The following is an 18,481-nucleotide window of genomic DNA, read 5'->3' as shown; positions in this document are numbered from 1 at the left end:
TTGAACTCTCGCGATTCCCGACCAGACGCGAATTCCGGAAGGCAATCGCGAACTGAAGGTTGAGCCTACTCCCAATTCCGAGTCCTGTCCCTCAGGCTTGGGTGAAATTCGATGGCGCAGTGCAACCACGGTGATGTCATTCGGTCGTCATTTCGCCGCAGATAAGCTGATGCTGCGTGCTGGTTCGCGGAACTTCGGGCGCCAGGCCGTAACTTCGTCTATAAGTGCCACTCAAGGCCCTTCCAACGGATCCTTTTTTGAGGAGCAGACATGAGCATTTTCGGGAAAATCATGGGCGCGATCTTCGGCAGCCAGCCGGCTAGCGCTACGCCCGCCGGCAGCGCGTCCGCAAGCAGCGCGCCCGGCACATCGGCGCCGGCCACCGCGCCCATGGCAGCGGTTGATGTTGCCGCGATCGTCGACAAGGCGGCGGCTGCGCACAAGGGCGAGAAGCTGGAGTGGCGCACCTCCATCGTCGATCTCATGAAGTCGCTCGACATCGATTCCAGCCTCGCCGCGCGCAAGGATCTCGCCAAGGAGCTGGGTTACACCGGCGACATGAACGACTCGGCGAGCATGAACGTCTGGTTGCACAAGCAGGTGATGTCCAAGCTCGCTGCCAATGGCGGCAAGCTGCCGCCGGAGATCAAGCACTGACCGATCGCCAGGTCGTACCGCAAGGGCCCGCCATCGCGCGGGCCCCTTTGCGATCAGGCCACAAGATCCGCATCCTCCGGATGCCTGTCGAGATAATCGACGACGAAACCGCAGCCGGCGATCACCTTCCGGCCGTCGCGGCGGATCAGGTCCAGCGCGCCTTTGACCAACTCGGAGCCGATGCCACGGCCGCGTAGCGCACGCGGCGTCTCGGTGTGGGTGATGATCACGGCCGACGGCGTCAGCCGGTAATTGGCGAAGGCGACCTCGCTGCCGACGTCGAGCTCGAAGCGGCTCCTGTCCTTGTTGTCGCGTACTATGGCCGCCATGCGGGATCCTTCCGAAGTGCAGAATGCCTGCTGATCTAAGAGACGGAGCCGGCCCTTGCCAAGGAGGGACCAAGGGAGATCGCCGCAACGGAGGCATCTGCAAACGCACCGCTGTGGCCGCAGTGCAATATGGGCATCTCGCCCTGCACACCCGATGCAATGACGGCAAATAATCCTCGCGATCGCTCTTGCAAGGCGAACTTCGGTTCCCACGTCCTTGAGAGGACATACGCCCGAATGCGGCCGGCAGGGTCGCTAGACGTTCGGAGTGTCATGATTGCCAGCCGCAGACGTATGCCTCTTCGAAGGAGGGTACGATGTCGGACTTTGGTTTCTTGAATACTCATCGAACATGGGAAGACTGGTGCGGGATGCTGCTCGGCGCGGTGATCGTGGCGTCGCCATGGTTTCCGATCCAGGATCCGGTGATCACCGGACATCAGACGGTGATCCTGAACACGGTCGCAATCGGTCTGATCGTGTTTGGCATCAGCCAGCTCGAATATGTCGCCTTGCAGCGCTGGCAGGAGGTGACGACGATCCTGGCCGGACTGTGGCTCATCGCTTCGCCCTACGTGATCGGCTATTCCGGTGACGGCTTCCTCCGCGTCTATCACACCAGCCTCGGCGCGGCAGTGGTGCTGCTTGGCATACTCCAGCTGTGGCAGGACTGGGATATGAACGATCAGGACATGCTCAAGCATGGGCAATAGGTCATAGACGCAATAGGTCATAGACATCGGCAGGCCCGCCGTCACGGCGGTGGGCCTGTATTATCGCGTCACGAGATCGGCATAGTCCGGGTGCTTTTCGATCCACGCCTTCACGAACGGGCACTGCAGGATCAGTTTCAATCCGTCGGCGCGGATCTGGTCGAGCGCGCCTTGCACCAGCTTCGAGCCGATGCCCTTGCCGCCAAGCTCCTTCGGCACGTCCGTGTGCTCGAAGGTGATCACCTTGCCATCGAGCTTGTAATGCTCTGTCGCAAGATGGCCGTCCACCGCGAGCTCGTAGCGGTGATGGTCTCTGTTGTTGACGACGTCGCTCATGTCCTCGCCCTCCAGCTGCCAGCGCCGCACACCAAGCCGTAACGCGCGGTCGGGTCGGCAGGTTTCCGATGTTGAGGTTGTTCGGTTCAATCGCCCGCTTTGGCCAGCCTGGAATCTTCGGGCTGCGGCTGCGGGCGGAGACAGCCCTGGCAGATGACCAGGGAGCGGTTGACCCTGGCGTCCTGCTCGGCCTCGATGCCGTCCTGTGCCTGCCACCATTCCTTCGAATAAGGGGCAAGCCCGGCCTGCGATCGGTTGCGCTCGGATGCCGCAGCAGTGCGGGGCGCACGCGAGGCCGAACGGGGCTGATTGGGATTCTCGCCGGCGCCATCCCAGGCATAGCGCGCAGGCTTGAAGGCTGGATCGGACGTAAGATGCGCTTGCGGGCCCACGGCACATCCGGCGAGCGCCAGCGACAAGAGGAGAAGAGCGGGCGCTTTGACCATGATGGGGTACTCTGTACGCGACAACTGATGAACGTTGCGCCGATCATGTTTAAAATTCCCTGAACGATTGTGACCGCGCTGACGACAAACGCGCATGCGTTGTCTCATCATCATGCTGGCTCTGTTCGCCTCGGCCGCGCGCGCCGAAGACGCAAAGCCGTTCAATCCGGCCGACTATCCGCCCGGGGTGCAGAAGGCCGTGCGCTTCGCCAATGAGGAATGCGCGAGCCAGGACGGCGGCCCGGTGATGTTTGCCCCTGATACTGTGCGAAAGGTCGACCTGACCGGTGACGGTCGCGAGGACTACGTCGTCGATTTCCAGGACACCAAATGCGGTGATCGCGAGACGACGTATTGCGGAACCGGCGGATGCGTCATGAAGATCCTGGTGACGCTGCCGGACGGCAGCGTGCGCGAGGTGTTCGACGGCTATGTCCTCCGCTACAAGATCATGGCCCCATCGGTGAAGCGCGGCGCCGCGCGCACGGTCCGCTTCGATCTGCATGGCAGCTTCTGCGGCGGCTTTGGTCCGCAAGCCTGCTCGAAGACCAAGGCCATCACGGCGACGCCGTTTGCATTCAAGCAGCCGTAGGGGAGCCGTGCACCCGGCGGCCTTGCAGGGGCGCTGGCGATGGCGATAAATGGGCTGCAATGAGCGGACGGCCGGCGTGCCGCCCGTCGTCGAAGAGGAAGCCCGATGCAGCCCCTGCGCATGTCCCGCCGCGTGATGAATCTCGCCTATATGCTGACCCAGAATGCGCGGCGGCATGGATCGCGCCCCGGTTTCGTCTGGGGAGACAAATCCTGGACCTGGCGCGAGATCGATGCGCAGGTCTCGGCGCTAGCGGCTGCGCTCGCCGCGCGCGGCATTGCCAAGGGCGACCGCATCCTGGTCCATTCCAAGAATGGCGACGAGATGTTCTTCTCGATGTTCTCCGCGTTCCGGCTCGGCGCGGTCTGGGTGCCCACCAATTTCCGCCTGATGCCGGATGAGGTCGGCTATCTCGCGCAGGCCTCCGGCGCGAAGGCGTTCTTGTGCCACGTCGATTTCCCCGAACATGCCGCGGCGGTGAAGGGCGGCGCACTCGAGTTCATCTGGAGCGTCGACGGCAAGGCTGCGTTCGGCGAGCGCTCGGTGGCCGACGCCATCGCCTCGCAGGCCGGCGCTGCCGTGGAGAACGTCGCCGTCGAGCACGACGATCCCTGCTGGTTCTTCTTCACCTCCGGCACCACCGGCCGCTCCAAGGCGGCGGTGCTGAGCCACGGCCAGATGGGCTTTGTGGTGACCAATCATCTTGCCGACCTGACGCCCGGCACGACCGAGCAGGATGCCTCGCTGGTGGTGGCACCATTGTCGCATGGCGCCGGCGTACATCAGCTGATGCAGACCGCGCGCGGCGCGCGCACCGTGCTGCTGCCGACCGAGAAATTCGACATCAACGAGGCGTTCCGCCTGATCGAGACCTATCGCGTCAGCAACCTCTTCACGGTGCCGACGATCCTGAAGATGATGGTCGAGCATCCCGCTGCCGACAAATACGATCATTCCTCGCTGCGACAGGTGATCTATGCGGGTGCGCCGATGTATCGCGAGGACCAGAAGGCGGCGCTGAAGAAGCTCGGCAAGGTGATCGTGCAGTATTTCGGCCTGGGCGAGGTCACCGGCAACATCACCGTGCTGCCGGCGGCGCTGCACGATCCCGAGGACGGCCCGCACGCGAAGATCGGCACTTGCGGCTTCGAGCGCACCGGCATGCAGGTCTCGATCCAGGACGACGAGGGCCGCGAGCTCAAAGCCAGCCAGAGCGGCGAGATCTGCGTGATCGGGCCCGCGGTGTTCGCCGGCTATTACGACAACCCCGAAGCCAATGCGAAGGCATTCCGCAACGGCTGGTTCCGCACCGGCGATCTGGGCCACATGGACGAGGAAGGGTTCGTCTACATCACTGGCCGCGCTTCCGACATGTACATCTCCGGCGGCTCCAACATCTATCCGCGCGAGATCGAGGAGAAGATCCTAACGCATCCCGCGGTCGGCGAGGTCGCCGTGCTCGGCGTGCCCGATGCAACCTGGGGCGAGGTCGGCATTGCCGTCTGCGTCGCGCGCGAAGGCGCGCAGGCCGTGAGCGAGGCCGAGATGGCGGCATTCCTCCTCCCGAAGGTGCCGCGCTACAAGATGCCGAAGCGGTTCTTCTTCTGGGAGGCGCTGCCGAAATCCGGCTACGGCAAGGTGCCGAAGCGCATGGTGCGCGACGAACTCGAGGCGCGCGGGCTGCTCGACCTCAATAACACCAAGGCAGGCTGAGCCGGGCCGATGCGGAGCATCAAGCAGCCGGGCCCGCCCATTGTGGAACGCATTCAATGGGTGGAGGCGAGGGGACGCGCCTTCGCCTTCACGCTTCAGGCCGGCCTGCCGTTGCTGGACGCCGCGCGCCGCGGTTTTGCCGCGGAGGGGTTTGCCGGCGGCGTGCTCAACTTCCGGCAAGGTGCGCTCGGGCCGTTCGGCTATGTGATGCCGGCCCTGTCGAAGACCGGCGAGAACGCCGCGTTCTACAGCGATACGTTCCGGCCCGAGGGCGTGACGCGCGTGAGGCTCGGCAGCATGACGCTCGGCACGCGCGACGGCGCGCCGTTCTTTCATTGCCATGGGCTGTGGACCGAGGCTGACGGCAAGGCGAGCGGCGGCCACATGCTGCCGGACGAGACTATGGTGGCCGAGCCGTTCGAGGTCGAGGCCTTCGGTCTTGACGGCGCGATGTTCACCGCCGAGCCTGATCCCGAAACCAATTTCAAGCTGTTTGGGCCGGTGGCTGCCGCGAGCACCGGGGCGCGAACGACGCGCCGGGCTTTCGCGCTGAGGCTGCGGCCGAACCAGGACTTTGCGGGTTGCCTCGAAGGGTTCTGTCGCGCGCACGGAATTTCCCGCGCGAAGCTCCATGGCGGCGTCGGCTCGACTATCGGGGCGCGCTTCACTCATGGCGCCGTCACCGAGCCGTTCGCCACCGAGCTGGCTATAACGTCCGGCGCAATCGAGATCGGTCGGTCAAAGGCGCTCGAAGCCGCGCTCGACGTTGCCCTGGTCGACTACACTGGCGGCATCGCCGAGGGCCGAATGGTCCGCGGCGACAATCCCGTGCTGATGACGATGGAGCTGGTGCTGGAGGTGCTGGACTAGATCACAGCTGAACTTGTCGTTCGGCCTGAATCCACTTCCTCAGGGCGATTGTTCCTGCTATGTTCCTCAGGTTTCGGGTTTGAATAGGCAGGGAGGGGGTGGACATGAGAGGGCGACAGCGCGACATCAGGCTGCCTGCTCCCTATCTGCGGCGTGTCTGGCTTGACCGCGCGCTGGTCGCCGACTGGACAGCATATCCATACTGTCTTCCGATCTTCAGCGAAGAATTCGACCTGAGCTTCGACACCGCGATCACCATCATCGTCGGCGAAAACGGCACTGGAAAATCGACCATCCTGGAGGGTATTGCGGCACTTGCCGGTTATGACGACGCCGGCGGCGGCAAGGGTTATCGCGCGGTCGATCATTCCAATGCGCGCGAGATCATGGGTGGGGAGTTGTCGACCGCACTTCGCGCCGGCTGGGTGCCAAAGATCACCAACGGCTGGTTCTTTCGAGCCGAGACCTTCTTCTCCGTTGCGAGATATCTCGACGAAGTATCGGACATGCCACCCGATTTTCTGTCGTATTCCCACGGCGAGGGCTTTCTGCGCTTCTTCGAGGAGCGATGCCAGAGGCAGGGCATCTTCATTTTCGACGAACCGGAATCGGCGCTGTCTCCGGCCCGCCAGATGGAATTCCTGAAGCTGCTGCATCGCATGGATTCTTCACGCAATTGCCAGGTCATCATGGCAACGCATTCGCCGATGCTGATGGCCTATCCCAACGCGCGGTTGCTGCGATTGACGAAGTATGGTCTGGAGCCGGTAACGGTGGAGGAGACGGATCACTACCGTGTCATGCGTGAGTTTTGCGCTGATCCGCGCGGATTCGTGGAGGCGACGCTGGGGGAGTGATAGGCGCGGTTGGCGGTCGTCCTCTCCGCCGTCATTGCGAGGATCTCTTGCGACGAAGCAATCCAGCGCTCAACCCTCGTGTCCCGGACAAGCAAACGCGTAAGCGTTGCGGCGCAGAGCCGGGAGCCGGATGGTGCACCGTAAGCTGCCGTGAGATGGGCCCCGGCTCTGCAGCGCACCACTTCGTGCTGCGCAGCGTCCGGGGCACGAGGCTGTCGTCGAATGGCTGGGGCAGTTTCCCGTTTCTCGCGGCACGTCGTGCCAGAGCTTTGCGTTCGCACTGGATGGTGTGGATGCCCGGCAACCACACCGCCACAGCCGTGCCACGAACAGGTCTCCCCACGGTCCAAAAATGCGCTACCATGACCTCAGCGCGCCCGAAGTCGCGCAAATCGAGGAACGAGGAAACGACATGAGGATGATAGGCGGAACGGCGCTCGCCGAGGTGGCGGCGCTGGCGGTGGCGGGGATGGCTCTGGTGGCCGCATTCGAACCGGTGTGGGCTCACGGGCCGACCCGGCAGAAGGTGCGGGAATCCATCGAGATCAGTGCGCCGCCGGCCAAGGTCTGGGCCGCGATCTCCAATTTCCAGGACATGAGCTGGCTTCCGATCGTCACGAAGACTGAGGGCCAGAAGGGCAACGAAGTCGGCGCGACGCGGACGCTGACCCTGACGGGCGGTCCCACGGTCGAGGAGGAGCTCTACAAATACGAGCCCGACATGCAGAGCTATTCGTACCGGATCACCAAGGTCGACGTGAAGGTGCTGCCGGTGACCAATTATTCCTCGACCTTGACGGTGTCGCCGGCGCCTGATGGCAAGGCGAAGCTGGAATGGGCCGGTGCGTTCTACCGCGGCTACCCCAACAACGATCCGCCGCCGGAGCTGAGCGACGAAGCTGCAACAAAGGCCGTGAGCGGGCTGTACAAGGCCGGGCTCGAGGCGCTCAAGAAGAAGATCGAGAGCGGCAGCTGATCGTGCGTATCCTGGTTCTGGCGGCGCTCGCCGCCAGCATCGCGCAAGCGTCCGCGGAAGAGGCCTTCGTCACCAACCAGCTCAGCGACGACCTGATGATCGTCGACCTCGCCAGTGCGCGCGGGGTTGCGACCATCCCGATCGGCGGCAAGCCGGCGGGCGTCGCCGTCAGTGCGGACGGGCGCTTTGCCTATGTGACGAGCCCCGATTCCAAGGCGGTGACGGTGGTGGATGCCGCAGCCCGGCAGGTCGCCGGCCGTATCGAGGTCGGCGGCGGGCCACTCGGCATTGCCGTGGCGACCGATGGCAGGACGGTCTATGTCGCCGACTGGTATGCCGCCGCGGTCCGGGTGATCGACGCGGCGAGCCGCAGCGTCACTGCCAGCATCGCGGTTGGCGCCTCGCCATCAGGCCTTGCCGTGACACCTGACGGCAAGCTGCTGCTCTCGGCCGATCGCGACGATAACAGCGTCTCGATGGTGGACACCGCCACGCGGCAGCGCAAGGCGGTCATCAAGGTCGGCACGCGCCCGTTCGGCGTCACCATCGATGCCGAGGGCAAGCGCGCCTACACCGCAAATGTCGGCTCCGACGACGTCTCCGTCATCGACATCGCCGGAGGCCGCGAGATCGGCCGCGTGCCGGTCGGGATGCGGCCCTATGCGGTGGCGCTGACATTGGGCCGCGGCTTCGTCACCGACCAGTATGGCGGCACGGTCAGCGTGTTCGACCTGGCGAGCCTGAAGCCGATCAAGCGCATCAACGTCGGCGATTATCCCGAAGGGATCGCGGCGACCGCCGACGGCAAGCGCGTCATCGTCGCCTGCTGGGAGAGCAACATTTTGAGCATCATCGACGCGACTGATCTGAAGGTGATCGGCGAGATCAAGACCGGCGACGGCCCGCGCGCGTTCGGGGCGTTCTTGCGGAAGACCGAGTAGCTACGCCAAGAGGCAGCTAAGGCAACCCAGCTCATGGCGCGGGAACGAGGCCGGCCGCCGCCCTCTTGGCCATGCGTGGGGACGGAGGAGCCGAAATCTGCGGAGGCGCAGCATCGGGAGCCAATGCCAGGATCGGCTGCCAGGCCGCATTCCAGCGCGTCAGCGCGTCCCGATTGCCGTCGTAGGCCAGGTCGAGGAAAGCCAGGGTGAGCTCAGCCGTCGCAGCCTTCACCTTCGGGTTCAGGGCCGGACCGCCCGTGAACGCGCGATCCGTGAAGATGCTGTGCGAGCCGCCTTCGAACACGGTAAGCAGCTTGCGCGGCGTGGCGATGGCGTTGAAGACGGCCAATCGGTCGGTGGTGGGCGAGTGATATCCGGGGATTTGGATGACGTCGTTCGTCGCCGTCACGTGCAGGTTCGGAACGGTGATCTTGCCGAGGACCGAGGCGAGATCGGTTTCGCCATAAAACGGCGGCGCGGAGATGACGATCGCGGCCGTAAAGCGCGGGTCGCGGGCCTCGACCCACCTTCCGTCGCGCATGACGCGGGCGCCCACGGCAACGAGAGCCGTGTTCGCGCCGTAGGAATGCCCGGCCGCGACGATGCGCCGACGATCGATCCGGGCGCCATAGGGACTGGACAGCATGCGATCCAGGGCGAAGTGCATGTCGAGCGCGCGCGCCAGCGCCTCGCTCTCATGAGCGGCTCGTTGCAAGCGATCGACGACGCCGAGGGGATTGCCTGCCCAGAGCGAGGAATCGCTGCCGGCATGCTGAACGTGCAAGCTCGCAACGCCATGGGCCGACCAATACCGGCCCAGATAGCTGTAGCCTCTGCGCGAGCCGCCGAGGCCGTGGGAGAACACGATCAGCGGTACGCGCGATCCTGGCGCAACATCCGCAGGCCAGTGCAGACGGGTCGGTACGGGCCGCGCACGCGCGGGATCGACCCAGTCGAAGTCGGTGTAAGCGGGTGGGGCGGACTGCGCTTGCACCGGGTGCGCGGTGACTGCGGTTGTGACCGCGACCGCGAGCAGCATCGCACCGAGGCGGCGTCGCGTCATTTTCGCGGGGGCGGACGCGTCGCTGCCCAACTTGCATGCACGCTGCATAAATCGCACCAGATGTAATATTGAATTGCACTTAGTGTAATTTTGTAAGTTGGTCGATTTCGTGGCGGGTCGTCATCACGAGTTCGTTTGAAGGGAAGGGCGGCCACCGCGAACGAAGCGGCGAACTGCCGCATCATAGGGCCGCAGCCTGATCGACGAGCTGCGCCGGACCGCCATGACGTCGGCTGAAGCACCGCATCGAACCGGATCTCCGACTGAGCCGACAGATGGTCTCCAACATGAACTGGCGCCGGGGATCGTGCGCAGCGCAGGAAGCGGAGACGTTTGCAATGGATAAATGGGTCGAGCTCGGCGTGGCCTGGCTACCGTTCCTGCTGTTGATCGGAGCCTGGCTCTGGTTCTCGCGGCGGAACGGCATGCAGGCGCGCGGATCGTCCGGCGCGACCTTGATCGAGCTCTATGAGCAGCAGGTCGCGGAGACGAGGCGGATGAACGGCCTTCTGGAGCGGATAGCGCTCTCGATGGAGAAGCGCGAACCGCCGCGCGGCAGCGCGTAGCGAGCGCAGGTCGTAGTCGTAGCCCGCATGAGCGGAGCGACATGCGGGCAGAGCTGTCCTCAGCCGCCGGCGCTCCCGGATGTCGTTTCGCTCATCCGGGCTACCGCACTGGAGCACAGCGTCGAAACAATCTCATCCATCCGCTCAAACACGTGATCAGGCCCCAGCGCTCGCAGCGCTGCGGGCGCAGCATAACCCCAGCACACGGCGCCGCAGGCAATGCCAACGGCGCGTGCCGCGTCGATGTCACGGACCTCGTCGCCGATCGAAATCACCTGCGCAGGCGCGACGCCGGCCCGGCGCATGACCCGGCGAAATTTCGCCGGCTTGCCGAACAGCGACGCCGCGCAGTCGAAATGTGAAAACAGCGTCGCGGCGTCGCCGAGCTTCTCGCGCGCATTGGCCTCAGTGTCGGAGGTCACCAGCGCGAGCTGCACGCCGTTCTCGGCCAGGGTCCGCAGCATCGGCTCGACGCCCGGAAACAGCGGGATCTCGCTTGCAGCCTCCGCCTTCAGCCGCCGCGCATGCCGCGCAATCGCCGGCAGCTTCCACAAGGGCACCTCGAGCCGCGAAAGAATCTCGCGGCTCGACGCATGCCGGAGCTCCTCGATCTCCTCACGCGCGACGCGGCGAAAATTGAAGCGATCGGCGACATCGTTGATGGTGCGCAGGAACCACGGGAAGCTGTCGGCGAGCGTGCCGTCGAGATCGAAGATGGCGAGGGCGTAGGACATGAAGGCGGGCTTCGAGTTCGCTGACAAGTGGGATGCGGCGTGCCAAAGTTGGTCGAGTTCGAGGACAGCCATGCGACACGAGCGGATCGAAATCAACCCGCGATCATGGACGGCAAGCCCGTGATCCGTGGGACACGTGTCCCGGTTGAGCTGGTGTTGCGCGAACTGGGCGCTGGGATGACCCCCGAGTAGGGTTCGCTGCTGCTGGCTCGGCTGCTGGGTACCATCGACCAGTTTGGTCAGGGGCTTTTCAGCCGTACGCCGTCATCGATGAGGTTCGTTTCCGATCTCGCTTCCTGTAGCTCCGCAAATAGCCATTCCTCACCGCACCTTGCGGACATCGACATTGATATCGAGATCGATATTGGTCACGCAGGTCTGACTCGTTTTGTGCGAGCGCCCCTCATGCCAATCGCCGTCGCGCACCCGGGCTCCGCTAACATTGGCCAGCTTTAGGCATCGCCATTGCGGCAGTTGCCCACTGCTTTCGCCGGCAAATTGCCAGGCCAACACGGCCTCCTCGCCGCGCTTGTTGGTGCCGATGATGTGCGGGCAAAGCTCGCGATACCTGCCCTCGTAAACGCAGGTCACCTGCCGCTCGCCGAGGATCGCGTTGCGAAAGAGTGCATAGGTTGGGCTCGGCATGGAGGCCACTCCATGTTCACTTGATGCCGGACGTCTCTCGACAGCATCGTCGCCGGCTATTGAGCTAGGATTTCCAGACGGTGTCCTCCGTCCAGCCCAGATCGGCGAATTCGGCGGCTCTGAGCGGTGCCTCTCCCTCCGCGAAGAACTCGTCAAGCTGGGGCGGTGCGACGCTCGTTTCGGACAGCATGGCGTGCGCCTGGCCGCGATGATGAATCTGATGTTGGAAGAGATGCATGAGCAGCCGGTCGCGCCGTTCGGTCTGGACGGCCGTGCCGCGATTGATCCGCACAACGCCGTCGAGACTCTCGGGCGTCAATGCATCGCAGACGGCGATCAAGCGCTTGTCGACCGCGGCTTGCGCTGGCTTGAGTTCGGCAAGAGAAGGGCACGGCACCTGGTTCTGCCAGGCCGCCGGGCCCAACCAGCCGCCCTCGAGCGCATCGACGTAGAAAAGGTCAACGATATAGATGTGGTTCAGGGTGCGCTGCAGGCTTGGAAAGAACCCGTTCCGATTGGCCTCGAAATCGGGCTGAGACAGAGCGACGCAAGCCGTAAGCAGCCGATGGTTCGCCCAGGCGTTGTTATGCGCGAACGCGCGATAGGTCTGCACAAACCCCGCAGGCAAAGCTCATTCTCCCTCAGACAAGTGCGTCGGCGCATTCCAGCCGTGTAAAATTACTCCGCCGCCTCGCTCGTGCTTCGCCGCTTCGGCTTCCGCGCCTTCTTCAGCACCGGCTCCAAAAATTTGCCGGTATAGCTCCGCGGCGCCTTCGCGATGTCCTCGGGCGGACCCCAGGCGACGATCTCGCCGCCGCCATCGCCGCCTTCGGGGCCGAGGTCGATGACCCAGTCGGCGGTCTTGATGACTTCGAGATTGTGCTCGATCACGACGACCGTGTTGCCCTGGGCGACCAGCTGGTGCAGCACCTCCAAGAGCTTCTTGACGTCGTGGAAGTGCAGGCCGGTGGTCGGCTCGTCCAGGATGTAGAGCGTGCGGCCGGTAGCGCGCTTGGACAGCTCCTTGGCGAGCTTGACGCGCTGGGCTTCGCCGCCCGACAGCGTCGTCGCCTGCTGGCCGACATGGATGTAGTCGAGGCCGACGCGGTGCAGTGTGTTGAAGGTCTCGCGCACGCGCGGCACCGCCTTGAAGAACTCGGCGGCCTCCTCGACGGTCATGTCGAGCACGTCGGCGATGCTCTTGCCCTTGAACAGGACTTCCAGCGTCTCGCGGTTGTAGCGTTTTCCTTTGCAAACACCGCAAGTGACGTAGACGTCGGGCAGGAAGTGCATCTCGATCTTGATGACGCCGTCGCCCTGGCACGCCTCGCAGCGGCCGCCCTTGACGTTGAAGGAAAAGCGGCCGGGCTCGTAGCCGCGCGCTTTCGCTTCGGGCAGACCGGCGAACCATTCGCGGATCGGCGTGAAGGCGCCGGTGTAGGTCGCGGGGTTGGAGCGCGGGGTGCGGCCGATCGGCGACTGGTCGATGTCGATGATCTTGTCGATGTGTTCGAGGCCCTCGAGGCGGTCGTGCGGGGCGGCGCCCTCGCTGGCATTGTTCAGCTTGCGGGCGATGGCGCGGTAGAGCGTGTCGATGAGAAGCGTCGACTTGCCGCCGCCGGAGACGCCGGTGACGCAGGTGAACAGCCCCAGCGGAATCTCCGCCGTGACGTTCTTGAGATTATTGCCGCGCGCGTTGACCACCTTGATGGTGCGGCGATGGTTCGGCGGGCGCCGCTCCGGCACCTCGACCTCGAGCTCGCCGGTGAGGTACTTGCCGGTCAGCGATTTCGGGTTGCGCATGATCTCGGCGGGCGTGCCTTCGGCGACGATGTTGCCGCCATGCATGCCGGCGCCGGGGCCGATGTCGAGCACGTAGTCCGCGAGGCGGATCGCGTCCTCGTCATGCTCGACCACGACCACAGTGTTGCCGAGGTCGCGAAGCCGCTTCAGCGTGTCGAGCAGGCGGGCATTGTCGCGTTGGTGCAGCCCGATCGAGGGCTCGTCGAGCACGTAGAGCACGCCTGTCAGCCCCGAGCCGATCTGTGAGGCCAGGCGAATGCGCTGGCTTTCGCCGCCGGACAGCGTGCCGGAGGAGCGGGACAGGGTGAGATAATTGAGACCGACGTCGAGCAGGAAGGTGAGGCGCTCGCGGATCTCCTTCAGGATGCGGCCGGCGATCTCGTTCTGCTGTGCGTTGAGCGCATCGGGCACGGTCTCGAACCATTCGCCGGCCTTCTTGACCGACAGCTCCGAGATTTCGCCGATGTGCTTGCCGCCGATCTTGACGCAGAGCGCCTCGGGCTTGAGCCGAAACCCGTGGCAGCCCTCGCAAGGCACGTCGTGGAAATACTTCGCCAACTCCTCGCGCGCCCATTCGCTTTCGGTCTCGCGATAGCGGCGGTTGATGTTGGTGATGACGCCCTCGAACGGCTTCTTGGTGTCGTAGGAGCGCACGCCGTCCTGGTAGGAGAATTTGATCTCGTCCTCGCCGGAGCCGTAGAGGAGCGCATCCTTCGTCTTCTTGGCGAGATCCTTCCACTTGGTGTCGAGCGTGAACTTGTAGTGCTTGCCGAGCGCGGTCAGCGTCTGCTCGTAATAGGGCGACGAGGACTTGGCCCAGGGCGCGATCGCGCCCTTGCGCAGCGACAGCTCCTTGTCGGGAATGACGAGGTCCTCGTCGACATGCTGCTCGACGCCGAGGCCGCCGCAGGCGGGGCAGGCGCCATAGGGATTATTGAACGAGAACAGGCGCGGCTCGATCTCGGGGATGGTGAAGCCGGAGACCGGGCAGGCGAACTTCTCCGAAAACAGGATGCGCGCGGGGCCGCTCTTGTCGTGGATCTTCGCGGTTTTCTTTTTCTCTTCCGTTGGCGCGGCCGCAGGCGCATCGGCGAACTCGACGACGGCAAGGCCCTCTGCGAGCTTCAGCGCGGTCTCGAAACTCTCCGCGAGACGCTGGCCGATGTCGGCGCGCACCACGATGCGGTCGACCACGACGTCGATGTCGTGCGGGAATTTCTTGTCGAGAACAGGCGCTTCCGCGAGCTCATGGAAGGTGCCGTCGATCTTGACGCGCTGAAAGCCCTTCTTGAGCCATTCGGCAAGCTCCTTGCGGTACTCGCCCTTGCGGCCGCGCACGACCGGGGCGAGCAGATAGAGGCGCGTCCCTTCCGGCAGCGCCAGCACGCGATCGACCATCTGCGAGACGGTCTGGCTTTCGATCGGCAGGCCCGTGGCCGGCGAATAGGGCACGCCGACTCGCGCCCAGAGCAGGCGCATGTAGTCGTAGATCTCGGTAACGGTGCCGACGGTGGAGCGCGGATTCTTCGACGTCGTCTTCTGCTCGATCGAGATCGCCGGCGACAGGCCATCGATCTGGTCAACGTCGGGCTTCTGCATCATCTCCAGGAACTGGCGGGCATAGGCCGACAGCGATTCGACGTAGCGGCGCTGGCCTTCGGCGTAGATGGTGTCGAAGGCGAGCGAGGATTTGCCGGAGCCGGAGAGGCCGGTGAACACCACCAGCTTGTCGCGGGGAATCTCGACGTCGATGTTCTTGAGGTTGTGCTCGCGCGCACCGCGGATCGTAATTGCGCGCAGGCTCGAGCCCGCGTTCTGTTGTTGGCGCTTCGCCTTGATCACTTCGTCCATCCCGCTGATCCTCAAGGAATCCCAAAGGCGCGCGATCGCGCCAATGGTGAAGGCGCGCTTCGCCCGGAACCGGGATCGGCGCCGATGGGTATGTCAGCGAACGTAGGAAGAACGGGAGCAGATTTCCAGTGGCGTTTGCGAATCGTCAACGGAATGTTGGCGCGCTGGCGGCATCTGGCAGCAGGAGCGGTGGAACTGGGCCGCGAAAACAAAAAGGCCGGCGCGAGGCCGGCCTTTCGTGAAGATGTGACGTCGGCGGCGAGGATCAGTACCTCGCAACCACCGGACCGCCGAAGGTGTAGTTGAGGCGCACCGTGGCCATGTCCACGTCCTGCTTGATGCTGTCGGTGCGGGTGGTCACGCCGAGGAAGGTAAAGGTCTCGTTGTGCCTGCCCATGAACAGGTGGTTGTATTCGATGCCGACCGACCAGTTCGGGGCGAAGCCGAATTCGATGCCGGTTCCGACGGAGCCGCCCCAACGCGTTTCGTTCGCGTTGTCGAGGGTGACGCCTGCAAAAGTGCCGCTGTACTTGCTGTGAGTGACGGCAGCGCCGCCCTTCACGTACCAGAGCACGTTGTTCCAGGCATAGCCGACCTGGCCGGTAAAGAGGCCAATGGCATCGATCTTGGTGTTGTTCACCAGCGGGGAGAGCGCGGCCGGGGAGCTCGTGTTCGAACCCTTCAGATCAGCCCAGTCGCCCTGAGCTTCAAGGCCGAACACCCAGTTGGTGGACTGCCAGCGATAACCGATCTGACCACCGACGATTGCGCCGGTCGCATTGTGACAACCCTCGGCCACGGCCGGGACGACGGCGATGGGGCCGACACCGGTAAGATCCCAGCAATTGCGGCTCGAGGCACCGCCGGCGTTGGCGCCGATGTAAAACCCGCTCCAGTTGTAAATGGCCACCGGAGCAACCGGAGCCTTGGTGTAGGGGCGCGCCGCGAGATCGGCGGCCATGGCCGGAGCGAATGAGCTCAGTACAAGTAGGCTGGTCGAAGCGAAAAGAAGCTGTCTCATATCAATTCAATCCCCATTTTCTGCGTTGCCTTCCGTGCGGAGGGAAGGATTCGGACGCTAAGATCCGACAGATCGTACCTCAATTAAGCCGGAGGTTGTGTGCCCGAGAAGCCACAACATAAAGGGAAATCACGTCCTGATTTGGCAGTCTTATGCGTTAGGCCGGCACGCCAACAAACAAAAAGGCCGGCGCGAGGCCGGCCTTTCGTGACGATGTGACGTCGGTCGTCTGAACAGTACTTCAGCTCAGTACTTGGCGACGACCGGGCCGCCGAAGTGATAGTTCACGCCGACCTGCACGGTGTGGAGGTTGAGGGTGCCGGTGTTGACCGGGAAGACGCCCGAGAAGTAGGTCTCGCCGCCCAGGCTGCGATAGAGATACTCGCCCTTGATCGACCACTGCGGTGCGAAGAAGGCCTCGACGCCGGCACCAACAGTCCAGCCCGAATGAAACTGGCTTTCCGAGAGGCTCAGAACAGGGGGCGCGCTGACGCTGATCTTGTTGTCGATCCAGGCGTAACCACCAGTGGCGTACAACAGGACGCTCGGGGAAGCGAGCCAGCCGATGCGACCACGGACGGTGCCGAGCGCGTCGATGCGCGAACTGACGGTCAGGGGAATGATGGCGCCGCCAAACGCAACAGGACCTGTCGCCGAGGCGTTTACGTCAGCCCACGCACCATCAGCCTCGATGCCGAACACGACGCTGCCGGTCTGCCAGTTGTAGCCGGCGGTGCCACCGACGAAGCCACCCTGCATGCGCGGATCGCCAGAGCCGCTTTCCCAAGCGCCGCCACCGACGACACCGAGATAGAAGCCGGTCCAGTTGTAGACGGCGGCCGGAGCGATCGGAGCCTTGGTGTAGGGGCGGGCTGCCAGGTCAGCGGCTGACGCGGGAGCGGCGAGAGCGAACAAACAGGCCGAAGCCAACAAAACCTTCTTCATTTTCAACTATATCCCAGTCCCAGTTTCTGTTGTTGCCTTCCGCAATCGGAAGGGCAGCGGACTCGATGGCCCAACTGAAGCCGTACTTACACCAGTGAAGCCGCAAGTTGTGTCACTCAAAAGCCACAACAGTCACAAAACGTCACAATGCTGGCTCATTGTTCCCGGACGTGCGAGCCCAGCAAAAAGGCCGGCGCGAGGCCGGCCTTTTTTTCGAATGATATCAACGGGTACTAGTATCTCGCGACGAGCGGGCCGCCCCAGCGATAGTTCACGCGAATGAGGGCGATATCGACGTCCTGGCTGATGCGCTCGGAGCGAGTGACGACACCAAGCGGAGCGATCAGGAAATTGCCGGACCCAGTGAAGTTGAGGGTGCGGTCGCCGAGGAAGATGTGATTGTACTCAACGCCGAGCGACCAGTTCGGCGCAAATCCGAACTCGACGCCTGCGCCCACGGTGGCGCCCCAACGGGTCTCGCTGGCCCGGTCGAATTCGAGGCCGGTGACGACATCGTAGCTCCGGTAGCGATCACCGACGACGGCGCCGCCGCCCTTCACATACAATAGGACGTTGTTCCAGGCGTAGCCGACCTGGCCGGTGATCAGTCCGAAGGCGTTGATCTTGGAGCGATCACGCAGGCCGGTTAGCCCGCTGATATTGTCGCCGGAGAAGTCGGCCCAGTTGCCCTGGCCTTCAAGGCCGAACACCCAGTTCGTCGATTGCCAGCGATAGCCGACCTGGCCACCGACCGTGCCACCGACCGCGTTGTGGCAGCCTTCGCCAACCAGAACCCCCGTCACCGGTGTCACGAAGTCCCAGCATTTGTGGCTGGTGCCGCCGCCGCCGTTGATGCCGATATAGAAACCGCTCCAATCGTAGATGGCGGCGACCATCGGCGCCGGAGCCTTCGTGTAAGGACGCGCGGCCATGTCCGCCGCGCTTGCGGGGGCCGACAGGCCCAACGCCACTGCACCGATTGCACTAAACAGGATCTTATTCATTGCAGTCTCCCCAGTTTCGTCCGCTTCTTGAAACGTCCCCGAAGCGGTTGATCAGGCGCGACGCCCATATGAATCCAAGTCCAAGGCAATCGTAGCCGAGGAACTAGGCAGTGTCCGTCTCCGAAATGCCACACTCAGGCGCCGATTGATCAGATGTAACTCAATGAAAGTTAACTGGTTTTTGCTGTTCACGGGAACCGGAAAAAGTTCCATCCGGCGCGGCTCTCTTGCTCGGCACACCGATCCGTCTCGGTCCTCTCCTTTGAGAGAACAAATCTGGAACGAACGGAAGGTCGATGCTATATGTGGGGATAACCTGAGGCGTGACGGGCTGATCGGCGCCCGCAAGCGGGCGGCGAGCGTATAGGGTCGCCTCAACACAGGTTGCAGGCCGCCGCGGGGCGGGCTGGCCTTTGAGA

Annotated in this window: 21 protein-coding genes; 10 read left to right on the top strand and 11 right to left on the bottom strand. The window is 63.8% G+C overall.

What is annotated here, in order from left to right; translation table 11 throughout:
* Window positions 1–270 precede the first annotated feature (270 nt).
* Window positions 271–657, top strand: coding sequence for a DUF3597 domain-containing protein (locus LPJ38_RS25445; RefSeq protein WP_145639429.1), 387 nt, complete (start codon window positions 271–273; stop codon window positions 655–657).
* A 53-nt stretch (window positions 658–710) separates the two neighbouring features.
* Here LPJ38_RS25445 and LPJ38_RS25440 read toward each other — a convergent pair whose 3' ends face one another.
* Window positions 711–986: a GNAT family N-acetyltransferase gene (locus LPJ38_RS25440; protein WP_145639427.1), complete on the bottom strand. Its 276-nt coding sequence runs from the start codon at window positions 984–986 to the stop codon at window positions 711–713.
* Between the two features lie 317 nt (window positions 987–1,303).
* On the opposite strand from LPJ38_RS25440, the gene LPJ38_RS25435 reads away from it, so the two are divergent.
* On the top strand, window positions 1,304–1,699 hold the full coding sequence (locus tag LPJ38_RS25435) for an SPW repeat protein (RefSeq protein WP_061847996.1): 396 nt from the start codon (window positions 1,304–1,306) through the stop codon (window positions 1,697–1,699).
* 60 nt (window positions 1,700–1,759) lie between these two features.
* On the opposite strand, the gene LPJ38_RS25430 is transcribed toward LPJ38_RS25435, so the two are convergent.
* On the bottom strand, window positions 1,760–2,035 hold the full coding sequence (locus LPJ38_RS25430) for a GNAT family N-acetyltransferase (protein WP_145639425.1): 276 nt from the start codon (window positions 2,033–2,035) through the stop codon (window positions 1,760–1,762).
* A gap of 86 nt (window positions 2,036–2,121) precedes the next feature.
* Window positions 2,122–2,481, bottom strand: a complete 360-nt coding sequence (locus tag LPJ38_RS25425) for a hypothetical protein (protein WP_145639423.1) — start codon at window positions 2,479–2,481, stop codon at window positions 2,122–2,124.
* Window positions 2,482–2,575: 94 nt separating this feature from the next.
* On the opposite strand from LPJ38_RS25425, the gene LPJ38_RS25420 reads away from it, so the two are divergent.
* From LPJ38_RS25420 to LPJ38_RS25395, 6 genes are all read left to right on the top strand, one after another.
* Complete coding sequence (locus tag LPJ38_RS25420; protein ID WP_145639421.1) at window positions 2,576–3,073, top strand: hypothetical protein; 498 nt, start codon at window positions 2,576–2,578, stop codon at window positions 3,071–3,073.
* Window positions 3,074–3,178: 105 nt separating this feature from the next.
* Complete coding sequence (locus LPJ38_RS25415) at window positions 3,179–4,786, top strand: acyl-CoA synthetase (RefSeq protein ID WP_145639419.1); 1,608 nt, start codon at window positions 3,179–3,181, stop codon at window positions 4,784–4,786.
* Window positions 4,787–4,795: 9 nt separating this feature from the next.
* Window positions 4,796–5,656, top strand: a complete 861-nt coding sequence (locus LPJ38_RS25410) for a PCC domain-containing protein (protein WP_145639417.1) — start codon at window positions 4,796–4,798, stop codon at window positions 5,654–5,656.
* 104 nt (window positions 5,657–5,760) lie between these two features.
* Window positions 5,761–6,513, top strand: coding sequence for an AAA family ATPase (locus LPJ38_RS25405; RefSeq protein WP_145639414.1), 753 nt, complete (start codon window positions 5,761–5,763; stop codon window positions 6,511–6,513).
* Between the two features lie 412 nt (window positions 6,514–6,925).
* Complete coding sequence (locus LPJ38_RS25400) at window positions 6,926–7,489, top strand: SRPBCC family protein (protein WP_145639412.1); 564 nt, start codon at window positions 6,926–6,928, stop codon at window positions 7,487–7,489.
* Between the two features lie 2 nt (window positions 7,490–7,491).
* Window positions 7,492–8,430, top strand: a complete 939-nt coding sequence (locus LPJ38_RS25395; protein ID WP_145639410.1) for a YVTN family beta-propeller repeat protein — start codon at window positions 7,492–7,494, stop codon at window positions 8,428–8,430.
* 31 nt (window positions 8,431–8,461) lie between these two features.
* On the opposite strand, the gene LPJ38_RS25390 is transcribed toward LPJ38_RS25395, so the two are convergent.
* A complete protein-coding gene (locus LPJ38_RS25390; protein ID WP_231088402.1) occupies window positions 8,462–9,469 on the bottom strand; it encodes an alpha/beta hydrolase family protein in 1,008 nt (335 codons plus the stop codon).
* Window positions 9,470–9,831: 362 nt separating this feature from the next.
* Between LPJ38_RS25390 and LPJ38_RS25385 the strand changes: the two genes are divergently transcribed.
* Entirely contained in the window at window positions 9,832–10,059 is a 228-nt protein-coding gene (locus tag LPJ38_RS25385; RefSeq protein ID WP_145639408.1) for a hypothetical protein, read from the top strand.
* 59 nt (window positions 10,060–10,118) lie between these two features.
* On the opposite strand, the gene LPJ38_RS25380 is transcribed toward LPJ38_RS25385, so the two are convergent.
* Window positions 10,119–10,793, bottom strand: coding sequence for an HAD family hydrolase (locus tag LPJ38_RS25380; protein WP_145639406.1), 675 nt, complete (start codon window positions 10,791–10,793; stop codon window positions 10,119–10,121).
* 105 nt (window positions 10,794–10,898) lie between these two features.
* Here LPJ38_RS25380 and LPJ38_RS25375 point away from each other — a divergent pair, with 105 nt between their 5' ends.
* Window positions 10,899–10,985, top strand: a complete 87-nt coding sequence (locus LPJ38_RS25375) for a DUF433 domain-containing protein (protein ID WP_145639648.1) — start codon at window positions 10,899–10,901, stop codon at window positions 10,983–10,985.
* A 129-nt stretch (window positions 10,986–11,114) separates the two neighbouring features.
* Here the strand turns inward: LPJ38_RS25375 and LPJ38_RS25370 are convergent, their stop codons facing one another.
* From LPJ38_RS25370 to LPJ38_RS25345, 6 genes are all read right to left on the bottom strand, one after another.
* Complete coding sequence (locus LPJ38_RS25370; protein ID WP_145639404.1) at window positions 11,115–11,438, bottom strand: hypothetical protein; 324 nt, start codon at window positions 11,436–11,438, stop codon at window positions 11,115–11,117.
* Window positions 11,439–11,502: 64 nt separating this feature from the next.
* Complete coding sequence (locus tag LPJ38_RS25365; RefSeq protein WP_145639402.1) at window positions 11,503–12,066, bottom strand: DinB family protein; 564 nt, start codon at window positions 12,064–12,066, stop codon at window positions 11,503–11,505.
* Window positions 12,067–12,116: 50 nt separating this feature from the next.
* Window positions 12,117–15,092, bottom strand: a complete 2,976-nt coding sequence (uvrA, locus tag LPJ38_RS25360) for an excinuclease ABC subunit UvrA (protein ID WP_145639400.1) — start codon at window positions 15,090–15,092, stop codon at window positions 12,117–12,119.
* A 265-nt stretch (window positions 15,093–15,357) separates the two neighbouring features.
* Entirely contained in the window at window positions 15,358–16,113 is a 756-nt protein-coding gene (locus LPJ38_RS25355) for an outer membrane protein (RefSeq protein WP_145639398.1), read from the bottom strand.
* 246 nt (window positions 16,114–16,359) lie between these two features.
* Window positions 16,360–17,058, bottom strand: coding sequence for an outer membrane protein (locus tag LPJ38_RS25350; protein WP_145639396.1), 699 nt, complete (start codon window positions 17,056–17,058; stop codon window positions 16,360–16,362).
* 233 nt (window positions 17,059–17,291) lie between these two features.
* On the bottom strand, window positions 17,292–18,062 hold the full coding sequence (locus tag LPJ38_RS25345) for an outer membrane protein (RefSeq protein WP_145639394.1): 771 nt from the start codon (window positions 18,060–18,062) through the stop codon (window positions 17,292–17,294).
* Window positions 18,063–18,481 lie beyond the last annotated feature (419 nt).

This window comes from Bradyrhizobium daqingense (genome assembly GCF_021044685.1).
In the GTDB taxonomy this organism is placed as follows: domain Bacteria; phylum Pseudomonadota; class Alphaproteobacteria; order Rhizobiales; family Xanthobacteraceae; genus Bradyrhizobium; species Bradyrhizobium daqingense.
This window is presented reverse-complemented; position numbering and strand designations above follow the sequence as displayed.